This is a genomic window from Empedobacter sp. UBA7248, from assembly GCF_002472945.1.
GTDB classification, from domain to species: domain Bacteria; phylum Bacteroidota; class Bacteroidia; order Flavobacteriales; family Weeksellaceae; genus Empedobacter; species Empedobacter falsenii_C.
The window spans coordinates 293,101-309,442 of sequence record NZ_DKSU01000014.1 but is presented as its reverse complement, the minus strand read 5'-3'; the positions used below and the strand labels follow the sequence as shown (position 1 = coordinate 309,442).

Here is a 16,342-nt window from a genome sequence, read left to right as displayed (position 1 = left end):
TGATAACTTTACGCTAAACAAGATTTTTGAGTTTGAAAAAATTATTTCTTTTTATCGCACTTTTTACAAGTTTCAATTTATTATATGCGCAAGAACATGCCGAACGTTCGTTGACAGAATATCGTGTCGAAAGTTTCCAAACATCTTTAGTTGCGAAAAAAATGCTATACGATTGGTTAGGAAAATGGGACAATGTTTTGTACAACGAGAACAATCAACCGTTGTTAGTTTGGTCGAATAAAAATATCATTAATGAAGCCAATGAAACTTTTACTTTGATTGCATCGAGCGTAGAAAATGATGAAGAAATGTACGGAACTGTTCAAGTTTTGACGAGTAAGAAACAAGATGCTTTAGCGAAAGATTCTCCTTTCAGAGAATATTTGAATGAATTTCTAAAAACTATTTCGAAAAAAGAAAACAAAAGCAAAAAGTTTTATAAAGAATATATTAAGGTGATTTATTAGTTATGAATTATAAAATATTGAGCTTCTTAATGATTATTTCCATTAATATTTTTGGACAAGATAGAATTACATCAATGACTTTAGAAAACTCTGCAAGTCATATTATTCCAAGTGGAGTTAAAATTGATTTTACGAATACAACTTCTATGTTTCATCCTAAAGACACAGATAAAATAATTGTCCTTTATACTAAAAGTATGTTGAAAGGAAAAAATGAAGAAAAGAAAATTTTATTGAGTAAAAAGGATTTTGCGCAAATTGAAGATCAGATTCTTGATTTAAATTTTTCAGATTTTATTAAAAATCGAAAAACAATTTCGCTTGATGGATATACTACTAAGTTAAGTATAAACGCTAGTTATGAAGATAATCATACTATTGTTTTAGAAACATCAGATTCTCAATCGAATAAATTACATGCAGTTATTACATTAATTTTAGAAAAACTAAATATCAAAGAAAAAGATTTTTATAGATAAAAAAATCCTTCAAGTTTTCTTGAAGGATTTATATTTTTATAGAAATTAAATTTCTTAATTGTTACGTTTGAAAAAAGAATCGACAAACTCCATTTTATTGAAAGCTTGTAAATCATTGATTCCTTCACCAACACCAATGTATTTTACTGGAATCTGAAATTGATCAGAGATTCCGATTACTACTCCTCCTTTTGCTGTTCCATCTAATTTTGTAACTGCTAAAGAAGAAACTTCTGTTGCTTGTGTAAATTGTTTTGCTTGCTCAAAAGCATTTTGACCTGTAGAACCATCTAACACTAATAAAACTTCGTGAGGCGCATCTGGAATTACCTTTTGCATTACACGTTTTATTTTTGTCAACTCGTTCATCAAGTTAATTTTGTTGTGCAAACGTCCTGCTGTATCAATCAAAACAACATCTGCGTTTTGCGCAACTGCCGACTGAATGGTATCAAATGCAACCGAAGCAGGATCAGAACCCATTGCTTGTTTTACAATTGGCACACCTGCACGCTCCGACCAAATTACTAATTGATCTACAGCCGCTGCACGAAATGTATCTGCTGCACCAAGAACTACTTTAAGTCCTTGTGATTTGAACTGAGAAGCCAATTTACCAATCGTCGTTGTTTTACCAACTCCATTTACTCCAACCACCATAATAACGTATGGTACGTCTTTCTTTGGAATCGAAAAACCGTTTGTATCTTCGATATTGTTTTCGGAAAGTAAGCCTGCAATTTCTTCGCGAAGAATTAAATCTAACTCAGAAGTCGAAACATATTTATCACGTTCTACACGTTCTTCTATTCGACGAATAATTTTGATCGTTGTTTCAACACCGACATCAGAAGAAATCAATACTTCTTCTAAATCATCTAAAACCTCATCGTCTACTTTAGATTTACCTACTACAGCACGACTGATTTTATCAAATAGAGAAGTTTTAGATTTTTCTAATCCTTCATCTAATTTTTCTTTGCTTTCTTTACCTAATATCTTTTTGAACCAACTCATTAATAAGCTAAATTTCTTAAAATTTTGTACGAAGATACATAAAATATAAGGAAATAAAAAAGCCGCCCTGAAAACGAGGCAGCTCAATTAACCTTAAATATTTTTTGTTAAGGAGATGATTTGATTATTTCGTGAAGAAAGAATCTGCTTCATCAGCGTTAACTACTTTTTCAACAAATACGTAAGCTCCAGATTTTGGAGATTTTACCATTTTGATAACTTTGGTCATTTTTTTAGACCCAGTTTGTAGGGTTGCTACCGTTTTCTTTGCCATCGTCTAAAATTTTATTATTTAATCTCCTTGTGAATTGTATACTTTTTCAATACTGCGTTGTATTTTTTCAACTCAATACGATCTGGAGTATTTTTTTTGTTTTTAGTTGTGATATAACGAGACATTCCTGGCATACCACTTTCTTTATGCTCTGTACATTCTAAAATAACCTGTACTCTGTTTCCTTTTTTTGCCATGGTGTCTTAAATTATTTGATTAAACCTTCTTTACGTGCACGTTTAACAGCCTCATCAACTCCTAATTTGTTGATTGTTTTTAAACCGTGTGCAGAAACTCTTAATGTAATCCACTCACCAGTTTCTGGCATAAAAAATCTCTTTTTGAACAAATTCACTTCAAAAGTGCGTTTTGTTTTATTATTAGCATGAGAAACATTGTTTCCCACTAATCTCTTCTTACCTGTAATTTGACAAATTTTTGACATCTTATTTTGTATTGTCCTATTTTAAACGGAGTGCAAAGTAACAAATTATATATTACTTATACAACTCTTTAGGTTATTAATTTTATATTTTTTTCTTATTTTGTTTATATAACAACTTCTGCGCAAGAGTATAAGCCAAGATAATTCCCATTACCAACAGCGCTATCCTCGCGATTACATCGCCATATTTTGTATAAAACGTTAATTCACTATTCATTAAAATTGTACCATTTAAGGCACCCTGCTCTCCATATGGTAAAGACTTCATTATATCTCCTCGCTGATTAACGAAAGCCGAAATACCTGAATTTGCAGATCTAACGATAGCGCGTCTATTTTCAATAGCTCTCAAATTACCATATAATAGTAATTGACGATGACCATCGGTAGAGCCCCACCAAGAATCGTTGGTCATTGTGAATATAACATTTGCGCCTTCTCTCACATATTCTGTCGTATAGTCTCCGTAAATAGATTCGTAACATATAACCGGAGCAACAGTAGCGTTGTTTGTTTTATTCTTGAAAACAGAACGATGAGGTTGAATCCCCAACGTTTTTGTTGTGCCGCCAAAGTTAAGCATAAATTCTCCAATAATTGGCATTAAAATGTTTCGATATGGAAAAATTTCTACTCCAGGTACTAATTTACTCTTATGATAAACTTCTATAGAATCGTTTCCACTTATCTGCAAAGCCGAGTTATAAGCGTCGTACCACGTAATTCCATCTCTCATAACAGAAGCCGTTTCCGATGCTAAAGATTGCATTGGATAAATTCGCATGATAGATGCTCCTGTTACAAAATGTAAATCTTTTTTCGTTTTTGTCCATTGCTGAATGTCTTGTATAATTAAATCATCATACATATTATCAAAAATCAAAGCAGATGATCCAGGTACGGCAGTTTCTGGTGCAACAACAAATTGAGTTTTTGGTTGAATATTTTTCAATGCCAATTGTTTCAATTCGTCATAAATCTGCAAACCATCTTTCATATACTTTTCATTGTATGGATCAAGATCTGGCTGAAGAACTAACACATCAAGCGCTTTTCCTTTTTCTTCGTAATTCGCATAAATAATATAAGAAATACCAATTGGAACAGCGATTAATAATCCCGCATAAATACCTAATTTGTTTAGATATCTCATTTCTTTCTTATTAATATAAGCCGTCAAATAATAGAATACCGTAATATTAACTAACCAAATCCAAAGTGCACCTCCAAAAGTTCCTGTGTACTCGTACCATTGCACCCATTCGTAATATTTTGCAAAACCATTTCCAAGGTTAAACCAAGGCCAAGTGAGTTCCCAATTCAAGGTTAGTTTGTCAAAACTCATCCAAATCGCAGGAAGAAAAACCAATCCATACAGATTACCAGCTTTTGTTTTGACAAAATGATACAACTGAAAAACAATTGACATAAACAAGGAATTTGCCACAACAGGAATTAAATAAGCGCTCCACGAATTGTGCAAATCTCCATTCGCGTCTGTTTCTTGTGCATAATGCAACCACCAAATTACAATCGCATTCCAAATAAAGAAAGCTAAAAACGAAAGTCCAAAAATTTTACGTCCTTTTTTCTTGAATTCTGCGCGTTGCGTAATTTGATGTTCTGCTAACATCAAGGGTACAAATCCTATAAATAATAACAATGGAAAGCCGTGCGATGGCCAACCTGCTGTTAATAATAATCCTGATAAGATTGCGTATGCAATATATTTTTTCATGTCACAAATTTATAATTTCATCATTCAATAACCGATGATATTTGTTTGGAATATTTTATAAATCATTTTGGATGAGAACCTGAAACAAGTTCAGGTAGACTTTCTTTGTCATATTGAACTCATTTCAATATCTCATTCAGTTTTAATATATAATATGCGTGTCAATATAATAATTTGGATTAATTGTTACATCAATCGCTCTTGTAATCGTTGAGTTATTAATCGTTTGCCAATTAGTCGTTGGATTGATTGTTACTTCAGAATCTTTCAAACGTAACGGCATTGCAAATCCATCCACAACATTTGTATAACGATATTCAACTTTATTTCCACTTTGTTTAAGTTCTAAAGTCGGTACTTTAATTGTTCTTAAATATTGATTGAAAAAAGTATTCAAATTTAATCCAGAAAACTTCGCAATATAATTTTCAATTTGCTCTGTAGTTACAGTTTGATGATAAAATTCTTTATTTAATCCACGTAACATTTGTCTAAATTTTTCATCATTATTCATCCAAGTTCTCAACGTGTGAATCATATTTGCACCTTTATAGTACATATCACCACTACCTTCTTGGTTTACGCCATACACGCCGATAATTGGAATATCATTTTGGATTGCCTTTCTCGTTCCACGCACATATTCGCTTGCCGCATCTTTTCCATGATAAGTTTCTGTGAACAACGTTTCCGAATAAGCCGTAAACGCTTCGTGAATCCACATATCTGCCACATCTTTTTCGGTAATATTATTCCCAAACCATTCGTGACCAGCTTCGTGAACGATGATAAAATCCCATTTCAATCCCCAACCAGAACCTGATAAATCTCGACCCAAATAACCATTTGCAAATTTATTTCCGTACGCAATACCAGATTGATGTTCCATTCCCAAATGCGGCGCCTCTACAATCTTGAAAGAATCTTCGTAGAAAGGATAAGGTCCAAACCAATGTTCGAAACTTTTCAACATTAATTTTGCTTGTTCAAATTGCGATTTTGCTTTATCTATATTATAATCTAACACATAATAATCTAAATCCAATTTACCTTTTTCACCTTCAAAAGTATCTTTAAAATTGACATAATGTCCGATATATGGAATAATGTTATAATTATTGATCGGATTGACAACTTTCCATGTAGAAATTGTTTTACCATTTTTCTCTTTCTTAGAAACTAATCGTCCATTACCAACTCCAACCAAATCTTTTGGAGCTATAATTTCCAATTCCATTCCTTTATCTGGCTCATCACCTAAATAATCTTTGTTCGGAAACCAAGCACTTGCGCCCAAACCTTGTACCGCAACAGACATCCAATCGCGACCTTTTTCATCTTTTGCAAAAATCCAACCGCCGTCCCAAGGTGCTCTCACTGCAACTCGAGGATTTCCGTTATATTCTAATTCTAATTGATTTGAACTATTCTTGATATTTTTTCCGACATTAATAAAATAAACATTCCCATCACGTTTGAAATCAGAAATTTTCTTTCCATTCAATTTTACAGCCGAAACCATCATCGGATCTTGTAAATCTATCTGTAACAAATCTGATTGTTGAGGAGCAGTTTTATCAAATATAATTGTCGTTTTTCCTTTTATTGATTTTGACTGATAATCTGGTTCTACACTTACTTTATATTTTTTGACATCCCACCAATTTCGGAATTCATTATTCGTTCCACGAAGCGAATCTTGTCGCGTAAACTCTTGTTTGTTATTAAGTACTTGTGCATTTGTTGTTATCGAGATCAAGCCAAGTAATAGTACTAATTTCTTCATAGTCATTTTTAAAACATATCAAAAATAAGATTATATATTTGATAAATAAGCCAAAAAGCTATGATTACAGAAAAATTTAAAGAAAGAATAAATTATTTAAAAAATAATCACTTAATCGTTGAAGCATTGTACGAAATTTTAGATGAATTGAAATTAAAACATAGCGCTTTTACAGGTTTTACGTTTCGAGAAGAAATCGATCCAAAAGGTTTTTTATTGACTGCAGAAGGCGAAGAAAAAACTGGAATTACGATTCGTGTTCCACGCAATATCTTAGATTTTGATTTAGTATTACTTTCTAATATTTTGATGCACGAAATGGTACATGTTTTTCAGCGTTCGGGCGAAAATCAAATTGAATTGCGAGAAGAACGCGAATGGCAAGCGTATACAGAAATGATTTTTCATAAACGATTTCCAAACGTTCCACCATTGACCGATTTTTATATCAAGCAGTTTAGCGAAAAAGCTTTGACGTATTACAACCGAATGCCTGATGACTTGAAAACGAAATATGCAGATGAAAAAACGGATTTAGAAAAAATTCTACAAGCTATTTACGACAAAGAAAATAAACCAAAAGAAGAACCAAAACCCGAAAATAAGACTGAAACAATTTCTTGGCAAGATTTCGAGAAAGTTGATATGAGAATTGGAACAATTATCAGTGCAAATGATTTTCCGAAAGCAAGAAATCCTGCTTATCAATTAGAAATTGATTTTGGTCCGTTAGGAATCAAGAAAAGTTCGGCGCAAATTACGTCGCTTTATAGCAAAGAAGAATTGATTGGAAAACAAATAATGGCTGTAGTTAACTTCCCGAAAAAACAAATTGCCACTTTTATGAGCGAATGTCTCGTGATGGGCGTTTATGGAAATAATAACGATGTTATTCTTTTGAATCCCGAACGAAAAGTAGAAAACGGAAGTAAAATTGGGTAAGACTATATATTATGACAACTGCTAAAGAAATTATTAAAAAATATAAAATCAAAACTGAACTTGAAAAATCATTTTCAGACTTATTGAATTCAAATAGTTGCGAAGATTTGAATATTAATAATAAAGAGATTTCAATTAACACAGACAATATAAACTACAATAAAACTACTTTAAATTTTCACGTATTTAAAACTCCAATTTTAGAAAAAAATAATGAAGTTGGATATTACGCTCTTGAATATGATTCAAAATTCCAATTAATTGATAATTATTTTGTGATTAATTAGAATTTAACGCTGACATTTTATCAACCAATAAACTGACTTTTTTATCGATAAATAATCAAATCATTCATCATAATCTGACAACATGACATTTTAAAAATTGAGATGTCACCATTTTCTACGTTGGCACAAAGATTGACTATTCTGTTGTAGCATCATTTTTGATGATGTGTAAAAGTTTAAAATAAATCATTAATAATATAAAAAATAACTAAACAATATGAGCAAAATAATCGGAATCGACTTAGGTACAACGAACTCTTGTGTTTCTGTAATGGAAGGTAGCGAGCCAGTTGTAATTCCAAATGCAGAAGGTAAAAGAACTACTCCATCTATTGTAGCATTCGTAGAAGGAGGAGAAATTAAAGTTGGTGATTCAGCAAAACGTCAAGCTGTAACAAACCCAAAGAAAACGATTTATTCTATTAAACGTTTCATGGGAACTAAATTTAATAATGATGCAGATGAAATCGGTCGTGTTCCTTATTCAGTTGTAAAAGGAAACAATGATACACCAGCAGTTGATATTGATGGACGTAACTATACTCCACAAGAAATCTCAGCAATGATTTTACAAAAAATGAAAAAAACTGCTGAAGATTATTTAGGACAAGAAGTATCAAGAGCGGTAATTACTGTACCAGCTTATTTTAACGATGCGCAACGTCAAGCAACTAAAGAAGCTGGTGAAATTGCAGGTCTTAAAGTAGAACGTATTATCAACGAGCCTACTGCTGCTGCATTAGCTTACGGATTAGACAAAGCAAATTCAGATAAAAAAATCGTTGTTTACGATTTAGGTGGTGGTACTTTTGACGTATCTATCCTAGAATTAGGTGACGGTGTATTCGAAGTATTATCTACAAACGGTGATACTCACTTAGGAGGTGATGATTTTGATGATGCAATCATCAATTGGTTAGCTTCTGAATTCCAAGCGAAAGAAGGTGTAGATTTGAAAAAAGACGCAATGGCTTTACAACGTTTACGTGAAGCTGCTGAAAAAGCTAAAATCGAATTATCTTCTTCTGCTCAAACAGAAATTAATTTACCATACGTTACAGCTAACGAAACAGGACCAAAACACTTAGTAGAAACTTTAACTCGTTCTAAATTTGATCAGTTAACAGAAGATTTAGTACGTCGTTCTATGGAGCCTTGTAAAAAAGCGTTATCTGATGCAGGTTTATCAATCAACGATATCGACGAAGTTATCTTAGTTGGTGGATCTACACGTATGCCAAAAATCCAAGAAGAAGTAGAAAAATTCTTCGGTAAAAAACCATCTAAAGGAGTTAATCCAGACGAGGTTGTTGCAATTGGTGCAGCTATCCAAGGAGGTGTATTAACAGGTGATGTAAAAGACGTATTATTATTAGACGTTACACCATTATCTTTAGGTATCGAAACTTTAGGAGGAGTATTCACAAAATTAATCGAAGCGAATACAACAATTCCAACTAAAAAATCTGAGGTTTTCTCAACTGCAGTTGACAATCAACCAGCAGTAACATTAAGAATTGGTCAAGGAGAGCGTCCATTATTCAACGATAACAAAGAAATCGGTCGTTTTGACTTAGTAGATATTCCACCAGCACAAAGAGGTGTTCCTCAAATCGAAGTAACATTTGATATTGATGCAAATGGTATCTTAAGTGTATCTGCAAAAGATAAAGGAACTGGAAAAGAGCAATCAATCAAAATTGAAGCTTCATCTGGATTATCTGATGCTGATATCGAAAGAATGAAAAAAGAAGCGCAAGAAAACGCTGCAAAAGACGAAGAAGCAAAAAATAAAATTGAAAAAGTAAATGCTGCTGACGCATTAATTTTCCAAACAGAAAAACAATTGACTGAGTACGGAGATAAAATTCCTGCTGACAAAAAACAACCAATTGAAGAAGCTTTAGCTGAGGTTAAATCTGCTCACGCTGCTCAAGACGTTGCTGCAATTGATGCATCTATGGAAAAATTAAACACAGCTTGGAACGCTGCTTCACAAGAAATTTATGCTGCAATGAATGAAGGTCAACAAGGTGGTGCGCAAGCTCAACCAGATGCTGATCAAGGTCAAGCAAAAAATGATGGTGTTGAAGACGTAGACTTCGAAGAAGTTAAATAATAGAATTTCATTTATCAAATAGGAAAGCCTCGCAATGCGAGGCTTTTTTGTGTTTATTTTTAAATAAATAGTTTATTAAAAAAAACATCTCGATTTCATACAAAATAAAAAAATCCACCTAAAATTATTTAAGTGGATTTTTTGTATTCTAAACGTTATATTTTACTGATGTTGTTGTGCATCAATCACAGCAATAGTGACCATATTCACGATTTCGCGAACAGTACTATCCAATTGTAACAAATGAATTGGTTTTTTCATTCCGATCAAAATTGGTCCAACCGCTTCTATATTTCCTAATTCTTGTAATAATTTGTACGAAATATTCGCTGATTCAAGATTTGGAAAAACTAACGTATTCGCATGCGTTCCTGCTAATTTAGAAAACGGAAAATTACTTTGTAATTTCTCTTTATTCACTGCGAAATTTGCCTGAATATCACCATCAACAATAATTTCTGGATGATTTTTATGTAAATAATTTACCGCATTCTGAACTTTAGAAACCGTTTCTCCTTTATTTGATCCGAAGTTTGAATAAGACAACAACGCAATCTTTGGTTCAATTTTAAACTTCTTTATTGTTTCGTTAAATTGCAATGTAATGTTAACCAAATCCTCTGAAGTCGGATCTAAATTAACCGTTGTATCACCTAAGAAAACTGGTCCTTTTTCTGTCAACATCATATACATACTCGCAACTTTTTGACCTTGTTCCGCTCCAATTAATTCTAAAGCTGGACGAATCGCTTGCGAATAATTTTTCGTCATTCCCGAAATCATTGCATCTGCATAACCAAACTCAACCATACATGATCCAAAATAATTACGATCTCTCAATAACTTTTTCGCATCAGACTTCGAGATTCCTTTTCGTTGACGTTTCGAATAAATAAAATCAACGAATTGATTGTATCTATCCGAATCTTCTTCGGCGTTTGTATCAACAATTTCAACATCTTCCAAATCCAACATATAATCTTTAATCATTTGTTGAATTTTATTTTTCTTTCCTAAAATAATTGGAATAGCGATTTTTTCTTCCTTTACAATTTGCGCAGCACGAAGAATTTCAAAACGATCTCCTTCAGCAAAAACAACACGTTTTGGATTTGATTTCGCCGTTTGTGTCAAATTACGCATAATCGTACTTTCTTTTCCGATTCGCTTAATCAAAGACAATTTATATGCTTCGAAATCTGTAATTGTATTTTTTGCAACACCAGTTTCTATCGCCGCTTTTGCAACTGCAGCCGAAACCTCTGGTAACAAACGTGGATCGTTAGGTTTTGGAATAATATAATCTTTCCCAAATTTGATTGAATGATTATTGTAAGCTTGCGTTACCACTTCTGGAACTGGTTCTTTCGCCAATTCTGCAATTGCACGAACAGCAGCAATTTTCATTTCCTCATTAATTGTCGTCGAACGAACATCTAACGCTCCTCTAAAAATATATGGAAAACCAAGTACATTGTTCACCTGATTTGGATAATCAGAACGCCCAGTTCCCATAATAATATCTTGACGTGTCGCAACTGCTAAATCGTATGCTATCTCTGGATTTGGATTTGCCATTGCCAACACAATTGGATTTTCTGCCATTGTATTCAACATATCTGCTGACAAAACATCTGCCGCTGATAAACCGATAAAAACATCCGCATCTTTCACAGCATCTGCCAATGTCGAAATATCACGATCTGTTGCCCATTCTGCTTTAGAAGGATCAAGATTATCTCTGTCCGAACGAATAACACCTTTACTATCCAACATCACGATATTTTCTTTCGTTGCTCCTACAGAAATATACATTCCTGTACACGAAATTGCCGCAGCACCAGCTCCGTTCACTACAATTTTGACTTTAGAAATATCTTTTCCTTGTAATTCACATGCATTAATCAACGCAGCACCAGAAATAATAGCTGTTCCGTGTTGATCGTCGTGCATAACTGGAATATTCATTTCAGCTTTCAAACGTTTCTCAATTTCGAAACATTCAGGCGCTTTGATATCCTCTAAATTGATTCCACCAAAAGTTGGCTCTAAAGCTTTTACCGTATTGATAAATTCATCAACATTTTTTGTATCCAATTCTATATCGAAAACATCAATATCAGCAAAAATTTTGAATAGAAGACCTTTACCTTCCATCACTGGTTTTGAAGCTACTGCACCTATATCTCCCAAACCTAAAACGGCTGTTCCGTTACTAATTACAGCAACCAAATTTCCTTTTGCTGTGTACTTATAAGCATTTTCTGGATCTTTTTCAATCTCTAAACAAGGCTCCGCAACACCTGGCGAATAAGCAAGCGATAAATCACGTTGCGTATTCGTAGGTTTTGTAGGCACTACTGCAATCTTTCCTGGTTGACCCATCGAATGGTAATTCAATGCATCTTTCTTACGATTGTCATTCATTTCTCTGTGGTTTATATTTTTTCAAAATAAATTTAGGCAAAATATATTCAACCCACTTATGACAGATGTTAGATTTTTAAAATTTTAGAAAAATTTTTATCAACTTATACTATTTAGTGAATTTATTTTGTGATATTTTTATTTTTTATAAGAATTATGTATATTGTATATAAGTATTAAACGATATTTTTAAAAAATTTTCATAAATGGATGAAATCAAATTTATTCCTTTAATAGAACCTCCTATTTTGAAAGACAATCAAAATGGAAAAATTCTGCAAGAAATTTCATTCAACAATTCTATCGAATGGGATAATTATCAAAAAAATCAAATTGATAAAATTTATACTAACTTTCCTGAACACATTCAGTCTGGAATTTATCAATACAATCTTTTGGAAATATCATTAGCAAATATGGAGAAAATTATAAACCTACATCTTGCTGATACTAAAATAGTAGATTCCATTTCACTTTTTGGTGGATATGCAATTTCAATTAATAATAAAATTGAATTATTCCCGCAATGTTGTGGATTGTTAGAAGAAATTCAGCTTTGGAGAAATATTTTAAACGAAAATTTTTCTAACTTTTATCTAACAGAATGCCATCCAAGTCCTTTAATAACAAAATCTAAAAGTGATATTGTTATAATTTGTGATGATGAAAATGAATCTTTTATACCAATCAATACAAGTAAAGAAATAAGAATAGATTATAATCAAACAAAAAAAGCTTTTTTAGTCTTACTAAATGATTTAAAAGCTTATTCTAATAAGCTAAACAACTTGTCTCATAAATTTGAAATAGATAATTTATCTGATATTATTATTTGGGGTGAAAAGAGCTAAAAGAGATGTTATTGGAAACATAACTTAAATTATTAATTTATAAATAATAAATCCCACTTTTCACAATGTAGAAAGTGGGATTTTACTTCAAAAAAAATTATTTATTTTTAACGGTTATATAACCTGTAATAATTTCTTTATCATTCAATTTTATTCTGTACCAATAACTATCAGAAGGAACTGTAAAACCATTCTTTTTACCATCCCAAATATATTCGTCATTCACAACCTCATCTTTTATAATTGCTCCGTATCGATTAAAGATTTGAACAATCACATTTTTGTAACCTAAAAATTGTGCTCTCCAACTATCATTATAACCATCATTATTAGGCGAAATAAAATTAGGAATTAAGTTTACTAAAAAATCTTTTGTTACTGGAGTACAATTATCAGCCGAAATTACATAAACAGTATAATTCCCTTCTTTTAAAGGTTCAAAGACATTCGAACTTTGCCAATCTACACCATTTAATGAGTATTTATATGGTGGTGCTCCTCCTTCTACAATGATTTCTGCACGTCCATTGACAGTTTTTATCATCATGATATTTGGTAATTGAAAATGAGAAACATTAACATTGTGAACATATGGACATCCCTCTTTTGAAAGAAGTTCTACCCAATAATCTCCCAATCCAACCTCAATTGTCTGTGTTGTTTCACCTGTACTCCATTTATAATCTAAATAATTATTTCCTGCATCTAAAATAGCTTTGGTATTAGGACATATTTTCACATCTTTTAGCATTGCCGAGTATTCTGGAACAGATACAAAAGTATTAATAACAGCAATAGAAAAACATAAACCTTCCTTTTCAAATCTCACATAAAAAGTTTTATTTCTATTTACAACTTGATTAGAATTAATTGAATTTATGTTATTCTCAGCGTCATCGAAGGTTTCAAAAAACTTATAATCATAATTATAATCATTAACAAAATTTACTAAAAGATAGTCATTCAAATTGAATGTATAAACTCCATCAAAATCGTCATCACAAACATCTACATCTAAAACTTCTTGATTAAGTTTTACTTTTTCACCGAATTTAAATTCTAATGTAATAATTTCTGGTTGACAACCTTTCAATGTTTCAATCCTTACGTACACTTTTGTATCAGCTGTAAATATATTTTGAGATGAAATTGTATTCGTATTCCCGTCTAAAGCATCTTGATCATTTAAATAATATTTTACTGTAAATAATTCTCGGTTAGAAAAAATTTGTCGAATAATTTCATCAAGATTAATATTCATTTTGCTTCCACAATATGTAGTTTGATATTTAGTTAAATCAATCTGTGGAAAAGGAAAAAACTCTAATTGTATTTCGGCAATTTCTTTACATCCTGTTTTATTTTTGACAGCTACATAAACTTTCTTAATTGTAGATTCATAATGCTCAAAATCTATTATTTCATTCACTTCATTTTCTGCATCTTCTTTCGTAGGATAATAATTTTTTGTAACATCTGGATGGGAAGTGACATTTGCATCAGATAAATCAAAAATACCTTTATCATTTACATTACATGCAAATACCGTAGCATCATTAACAAAAAGTTCATTAATCAAAATTTTAACGGTTACAATCTCACTATCCTCAAATTTATCAGATCCGTAAATTATATATTTAAATTCATCATAACCTTTTTGCCCTTTATTTGGCGTATAAGTAATAATACCTTTTACAGTGTTAATTGCAACTACTCCTTTTGAAGGATTTTCTACTATCTTGGTTTCATTGAAATTAATCGTTTGGGCAGATTTTGTAAATTTTGGAGTAATATGAATTGGAGCAACTCCACATGTTTCAAATTCTAATTCTGATTCATCAGGACAAGTTCTTAATTTATATTCGTCTTTTAATGGCGGACAAGTACCTATTGTAACTTCTACTGAATAATTTCCTAATCTTGTTGGTTTAAAAGTTACCTCGGTTGCTCCTGGAATAGTAATCCCATCTTCAAACCATTGATATGTTTCGTATATATCTGGAGTGACTGTGAGCGTTACATCAGGAAAACATCCTTCTGCTACAATTTTTGGTTTCGTTGGTAATCCAGCAAAAAAACCACCATATCCTGCAGCATCACTTCCAGCTGTAATTCCTCCTGTAATTGCTTTATCTGATTTGATCGTAATATTTCCTTTGACATTAGGTATACCATATGTCACCCAATCTGTAGTACCTGTCAAATTAAAAGGACCATAATTTGAATTGGGAACTGAACCATTTACAGTAACTACAGCTCCTTTTTCAGTAATCAAATTAAGTTTTGTAGGTATTTTAGTTATTCCTCCTTGATTATTATTCGTGTAAAGAATTGGATTTTCATCAATCAAACCTATTTCATCAATTGATTTTGGTAGAAAACAATTAAGTGCTGGAATAAAATTCATTCCGCCTGTTGCTTCTGTTGATGCATTTTCTGATCCAGCTAATAATTGATAAACATAGGCTTTCTCAGTTGTTTGAATAAATAAATTATAATGATCTTTCCCTTGATTAATATATTTGTAATCTTTAACTACAAAATACTCACCTTCATTTATAGTAGCTAATGGAACTGATTCATTATTGACATAAATCTCTGTATTATCTTTAGTCGCAACCACTATTGCTCCTTCCATATTTTTACCAACAGCTCCATTTCCTTTAACTAATACGAAATCTTTTCCCAATTGTTGAACTGGAACATTTTGATCCATTAAAATATCTGAACTATTAGGAAAATCACCAGCATATTGTCCATTAAAATTACCATTTGTTACTGATATAGGTTTGTCTGATTCAATTTTAGCACCAATAAAACCTTCATAATTCACTTGATAATTTCCACCACCTTCAATAATATAGGATTCACCTTTATTCAAAGTAATATTGAATTCACTCCTTTTTACTCCATCACTAAAAATTACATTAGGATTGAATTTCGAAATTTTCACAACAGTGTTATCCTCTGTAGCTAAAACACTTGTCATAAAGTTCAAAATATCATTGTACGTCGTTATAGGAGCCATAACTGTATAAAACAAATCTCCTATTCCTGCTCTACCTTTAGACGTGATAATTTCTGCATGATTCGCAACAGAAAATCTAAGATTTGCAAAGTACGCGTAATCTGCTTCTAAATACAATCCCATTTTAACGGGTTTATATAAATCAGCAACATCCGAAGTAATTATCAAATTTCTCGGGATAACAAAATAACCTGGATTTCCTTTACTTATTGTTACATTACCTACAACCAAATTATTGTTATAGATTTTAACTTCAAAAGGCGTTGTTTTATTCGTAGATAAATATATTCTTTGGCTTGGATATGGATTTCCTGTTCTATCCATCATTGGTGCAAACCAATGTTTTGTATCAAGTTGTGCAAATGATTGGATGATATTAAGAAATAAAAATAAAATAAGTAAATACTTCTTCATGAATTATTTTTCGATTTAATCAAATATAATCCTTAAACAGAAATATTTACTATATATTGTTAAAACAT

14 protein-coding genes are annotated in these 16,342 nt (G+C 31.8%); 6 read left to right on the top strand and 8 right to left on the bottom strand.

What is annotated here, in order from left to right; translation table 11 throughout:
• The first annotated feature begins 32 nt into the window (after nucleotides 1–32).
• On the top strand, nucleotides 33–467 hold the full coding sequence (locus tag B4A23_RS13850; RefSeq protein ID WP_291120842.1) for a hypothetical protein: 435 nt from the start codon (nucleotides 33–35) through the stop codon (nucleotides 465–467).
• Between the two features lie 2 nt (nucleotides 468–469).
• Nucleotides 470–946 (top strand): hypothetical protein, encoded by a 477-nt coding sequence (locus tag B4A23_RS13845; protein WP_291120840.1) that lies wholly within the window; start codon nucleotides 470–472, stop codon nucleotides 944–946.
• A gap of 54 nt (nucleotides 947–1,000) precedes the next feature.
• Here B4A23_RS13845 and ftsY read toward each other — a convergent pair whose 3' ends face one another.
• From ftsY to B4A23_RS13815, 6 genes are all read right to left on the bottom strand, one after another.
• Nucleotides 1,001–1,963 carry a signal recognition particle-docking protein FtsY gene (gene ftsY, locus B4A23_RS13840; RefSeq protein ID WP_114999036.1) on the bottom strand — a complete coding sequence of 321 codons (963 nt, stop codon included), beginning with the start codon at nucleotides 1,961–1,963 and terminating at the stop codon, nucleotides 1,001–1,003.
• Nucleotides 1,964–2,087: 124 nt separating this feature from the next.
• Nucleotides 2,088–2,237: a DUF4295 domain-containing protein gene (locus B4A23_RS13835; RefSeq protein ID WP_084106961.1), complete on the bottom strand. Its 150-nt coding sequence runs from the start codon at nucleotides 2,235–2,237 to the stop codon at nucleotides 2,088–2,090.
• A gap of 14 nt (nucleotides 2,238–2,251) precedes the next feature.
• On the bottom strand, nucleotides 2,252–2,434 hold the full coding sequence (gene rpmG, locus B4A23_RS13830; protein ID WP_038337065.1) for a 50S ribosomal protein L33: 183 nt from the start codon (nucleotides 2,432–2,434) through the stop codon (nucleotides 2,252–2,254).
• Between the two features lie 11 nt (nucleotides 2,435–2,445).
• Nucleotides 2,446–2,682, bottom strand: a complete 237-nt coding sequence (gene rpmB, locus B4A23_RS13825) for a 50S ribosomal protein L28 (RefSeq protein WP_038337064.1) — start codon at nucleotides 2,680–2,682, stop codon at nucleotides 2,446–2,448.
• An 82-nt stretch (nucleotides 2,683–2,764) separates the two neighbouring features.
• Entirely contained in the window at nucleotides 2,765–4,420 is a 1,656-nt protein-coding gene (gene lnt, locus B4A23_RS13820) for an apolipoprotein N-acyltransferase (protein ID WP_038337063.1), read from the bottom strand.
• A gap of 142 nt (nucleotides 4,421–4,562) precedes the next feature.
• Nucleotides 4,563–6,206, bottom strand: coding sequence for a M1 family metallopeptidase (locus B4A23_RS13815; RefSeq protein ID WP_291120838.1), 1,644 nt, complete (start codon nucleotides 6,204–6,206; stop codon nucleotides 4,563–4,565).
• A gap of 615 nt (nucleotides 6,207–6,821) precedes the next feature.
• Here B4A23_RS13815 and B4A23_RS13810 point away from each other — a divergent pair.
• From B4A23_RS13810 to dnaK, 3 genes are all read left to right on the top strand, one after another.
• Nucleotides 6,822–7,148 (top strand): tRNA-binding protein, encoded by a 327-nt coding sequence (locus B4A23_RS13810; RefSeq protein WP_280045563.1) that lies wholly within the window; start codon nucleotides 6,822–6,824, stop codon nucleotides 7,146–7,148.
• Nucleotides 7,149–7,159: 11 nt separating this feature from the next.
• Complete coding sequence (locus B4A23_RS13805; RefSeq protein ID WP_286486365.1) at nucleotides 7,160–7,435, top strand: hypothetical protein; 276 nt, start codon at nucleotides 7,160–7,162, stop codon at nucleotides 7,433–7,435.
• A 217-nt stretch (nucleotides 7,436–7,652) separates the two neighbouring features.
• Nucleotides 7,653–9,554: a molecular chaperone DnaK gene (gene dnaK, locus B4A23_RS13800; RefSeq protein ID WP_291120835.1), complete on the top strand. Its 1,902-nt coding sequence runs from the start codon at nucleotides 7,653–7,655 to the stop codon at nucleotides 9,552–9,554.
• Nucleotides 9,555–9,716: 162 nt separating this feature from the next.
• Here dnaK and B4A23_RS13795 read toward each other — a convergent pair whose 3' ends face one another.
• A complete protein-coding gene (locus B4A23_RS13795) occupies nucleotides 9,717–11,981 on the bottom strand; it encodes an NADP-dependent malic enzyme (RefSeq protein WP_291120833.1) in 2,265 nt (754 codons plus the stop codon).
• Between the two features lie 248 nt (nucleotides 11,982–12,229).
• On the opposite strand from B4A23_RS13795, the gene B4A23_RS13790 reads away from it, so the two are divergent.
• A complete protein-coding gene (locus B4A23_RS13790) occupies nucleotides 12,230–12,832 on the top strand; it encodes a hypothetical protein (RefSeq protein ID WP_291120831.1) in 603 nt (200 codons plus the stop codon).
• Between the two features lie 97 nt (nucleotides 12,833–12,929).
• On the opposite strand, the gene B4A23_RS13785 is transcribed toward B4A23_RS13790, so the two are convergent.
• On the bottom strand, nucleotides 12,930–16,274 hold the full coding sequence (locus B4A23_RS13785; RefSeq protein WP_291120829.1) for a T9SS type B sorting domain-containing protein: 3,345 nt from the start codon (nucleotides 16,272–16,274) through the stop codon (nucleotides 12,930–12,932).
• Nucleotides 16,275–16,342 lie beyond the last annotated feature (68 nt).

Coding starts and splice junctions, on each gene's coding strand:
- B4A23_RS13835 (WP_084106961.1), bottom strand. CDS start 2,237: ATGGCAAAGAAAACGGTAGCAACCCTACAAACTGGGTCTAAAAAAATG.
- dnaK (WP_291120835.1), top strand. CDS start 7,653: ATGAGCAAAATAATCGGAATCGACTTAGGTACAACGAACTCTTGTGTT.
- lnt (WP_038337063.1), bottom strand. CDS start 4,420: ATGAAAAAATATATTGCATACGCAATCTTATCAGGATTATTATTAACA.
- B4A23_RS13805 (WP_286486365.1), top strand. CDS start 7,160: ATGACAACTGCTAAAGAAATTATTAAAAAATATAAAATCAAAACTGAA.
- ftsY (WP_114999036.1), bottom strand. CDS start 1,963: ATGAGTTGGTTCAAAAAGATATTAGGTAAAGAAAGCAAAGAAAAATTA.
- B4A23_RS13815 (WP_291120838.1), bottom strand. CDS start 6,206: ATGAAGAAATTAGTACTATTACTTGGCTTGATCTCGATAACAACAAAT.
- rpmG (WP_038337065.1), bottom strand. CDS start 2,434: ATGGCAAAAAAAGGAAACAGAGTACAGGTTATTTTAGAATGTACAGAG.
- B4A23_RS13785 (WP_291120829.1), bottom strand. CDS start 16,274: ATGAAGAAGTATTTACTTATTTTATTTTTATTTCTTAATATCATCCAA.
- B4A23_RS13845 (WP_291120840.1), top strand. CDS start 470: ATGAATTATAAAATATTGAGCTTCTTAATGATTATTTCCATTAATATT.
- B4A23_RS13795 (WP_291120833.1), bottom strand. CDS start 11,981: ATGAATGACAATCGTAAGAAAGATGCATTGAATTACCATTCGATGGGT.
- rpmB (WP_038337064.1), bottom strand. CDS start 2,682: ATGTCAAAAATTTGTCAAATTACAGGTAAGAAGAGATTAGTGGGAAAC.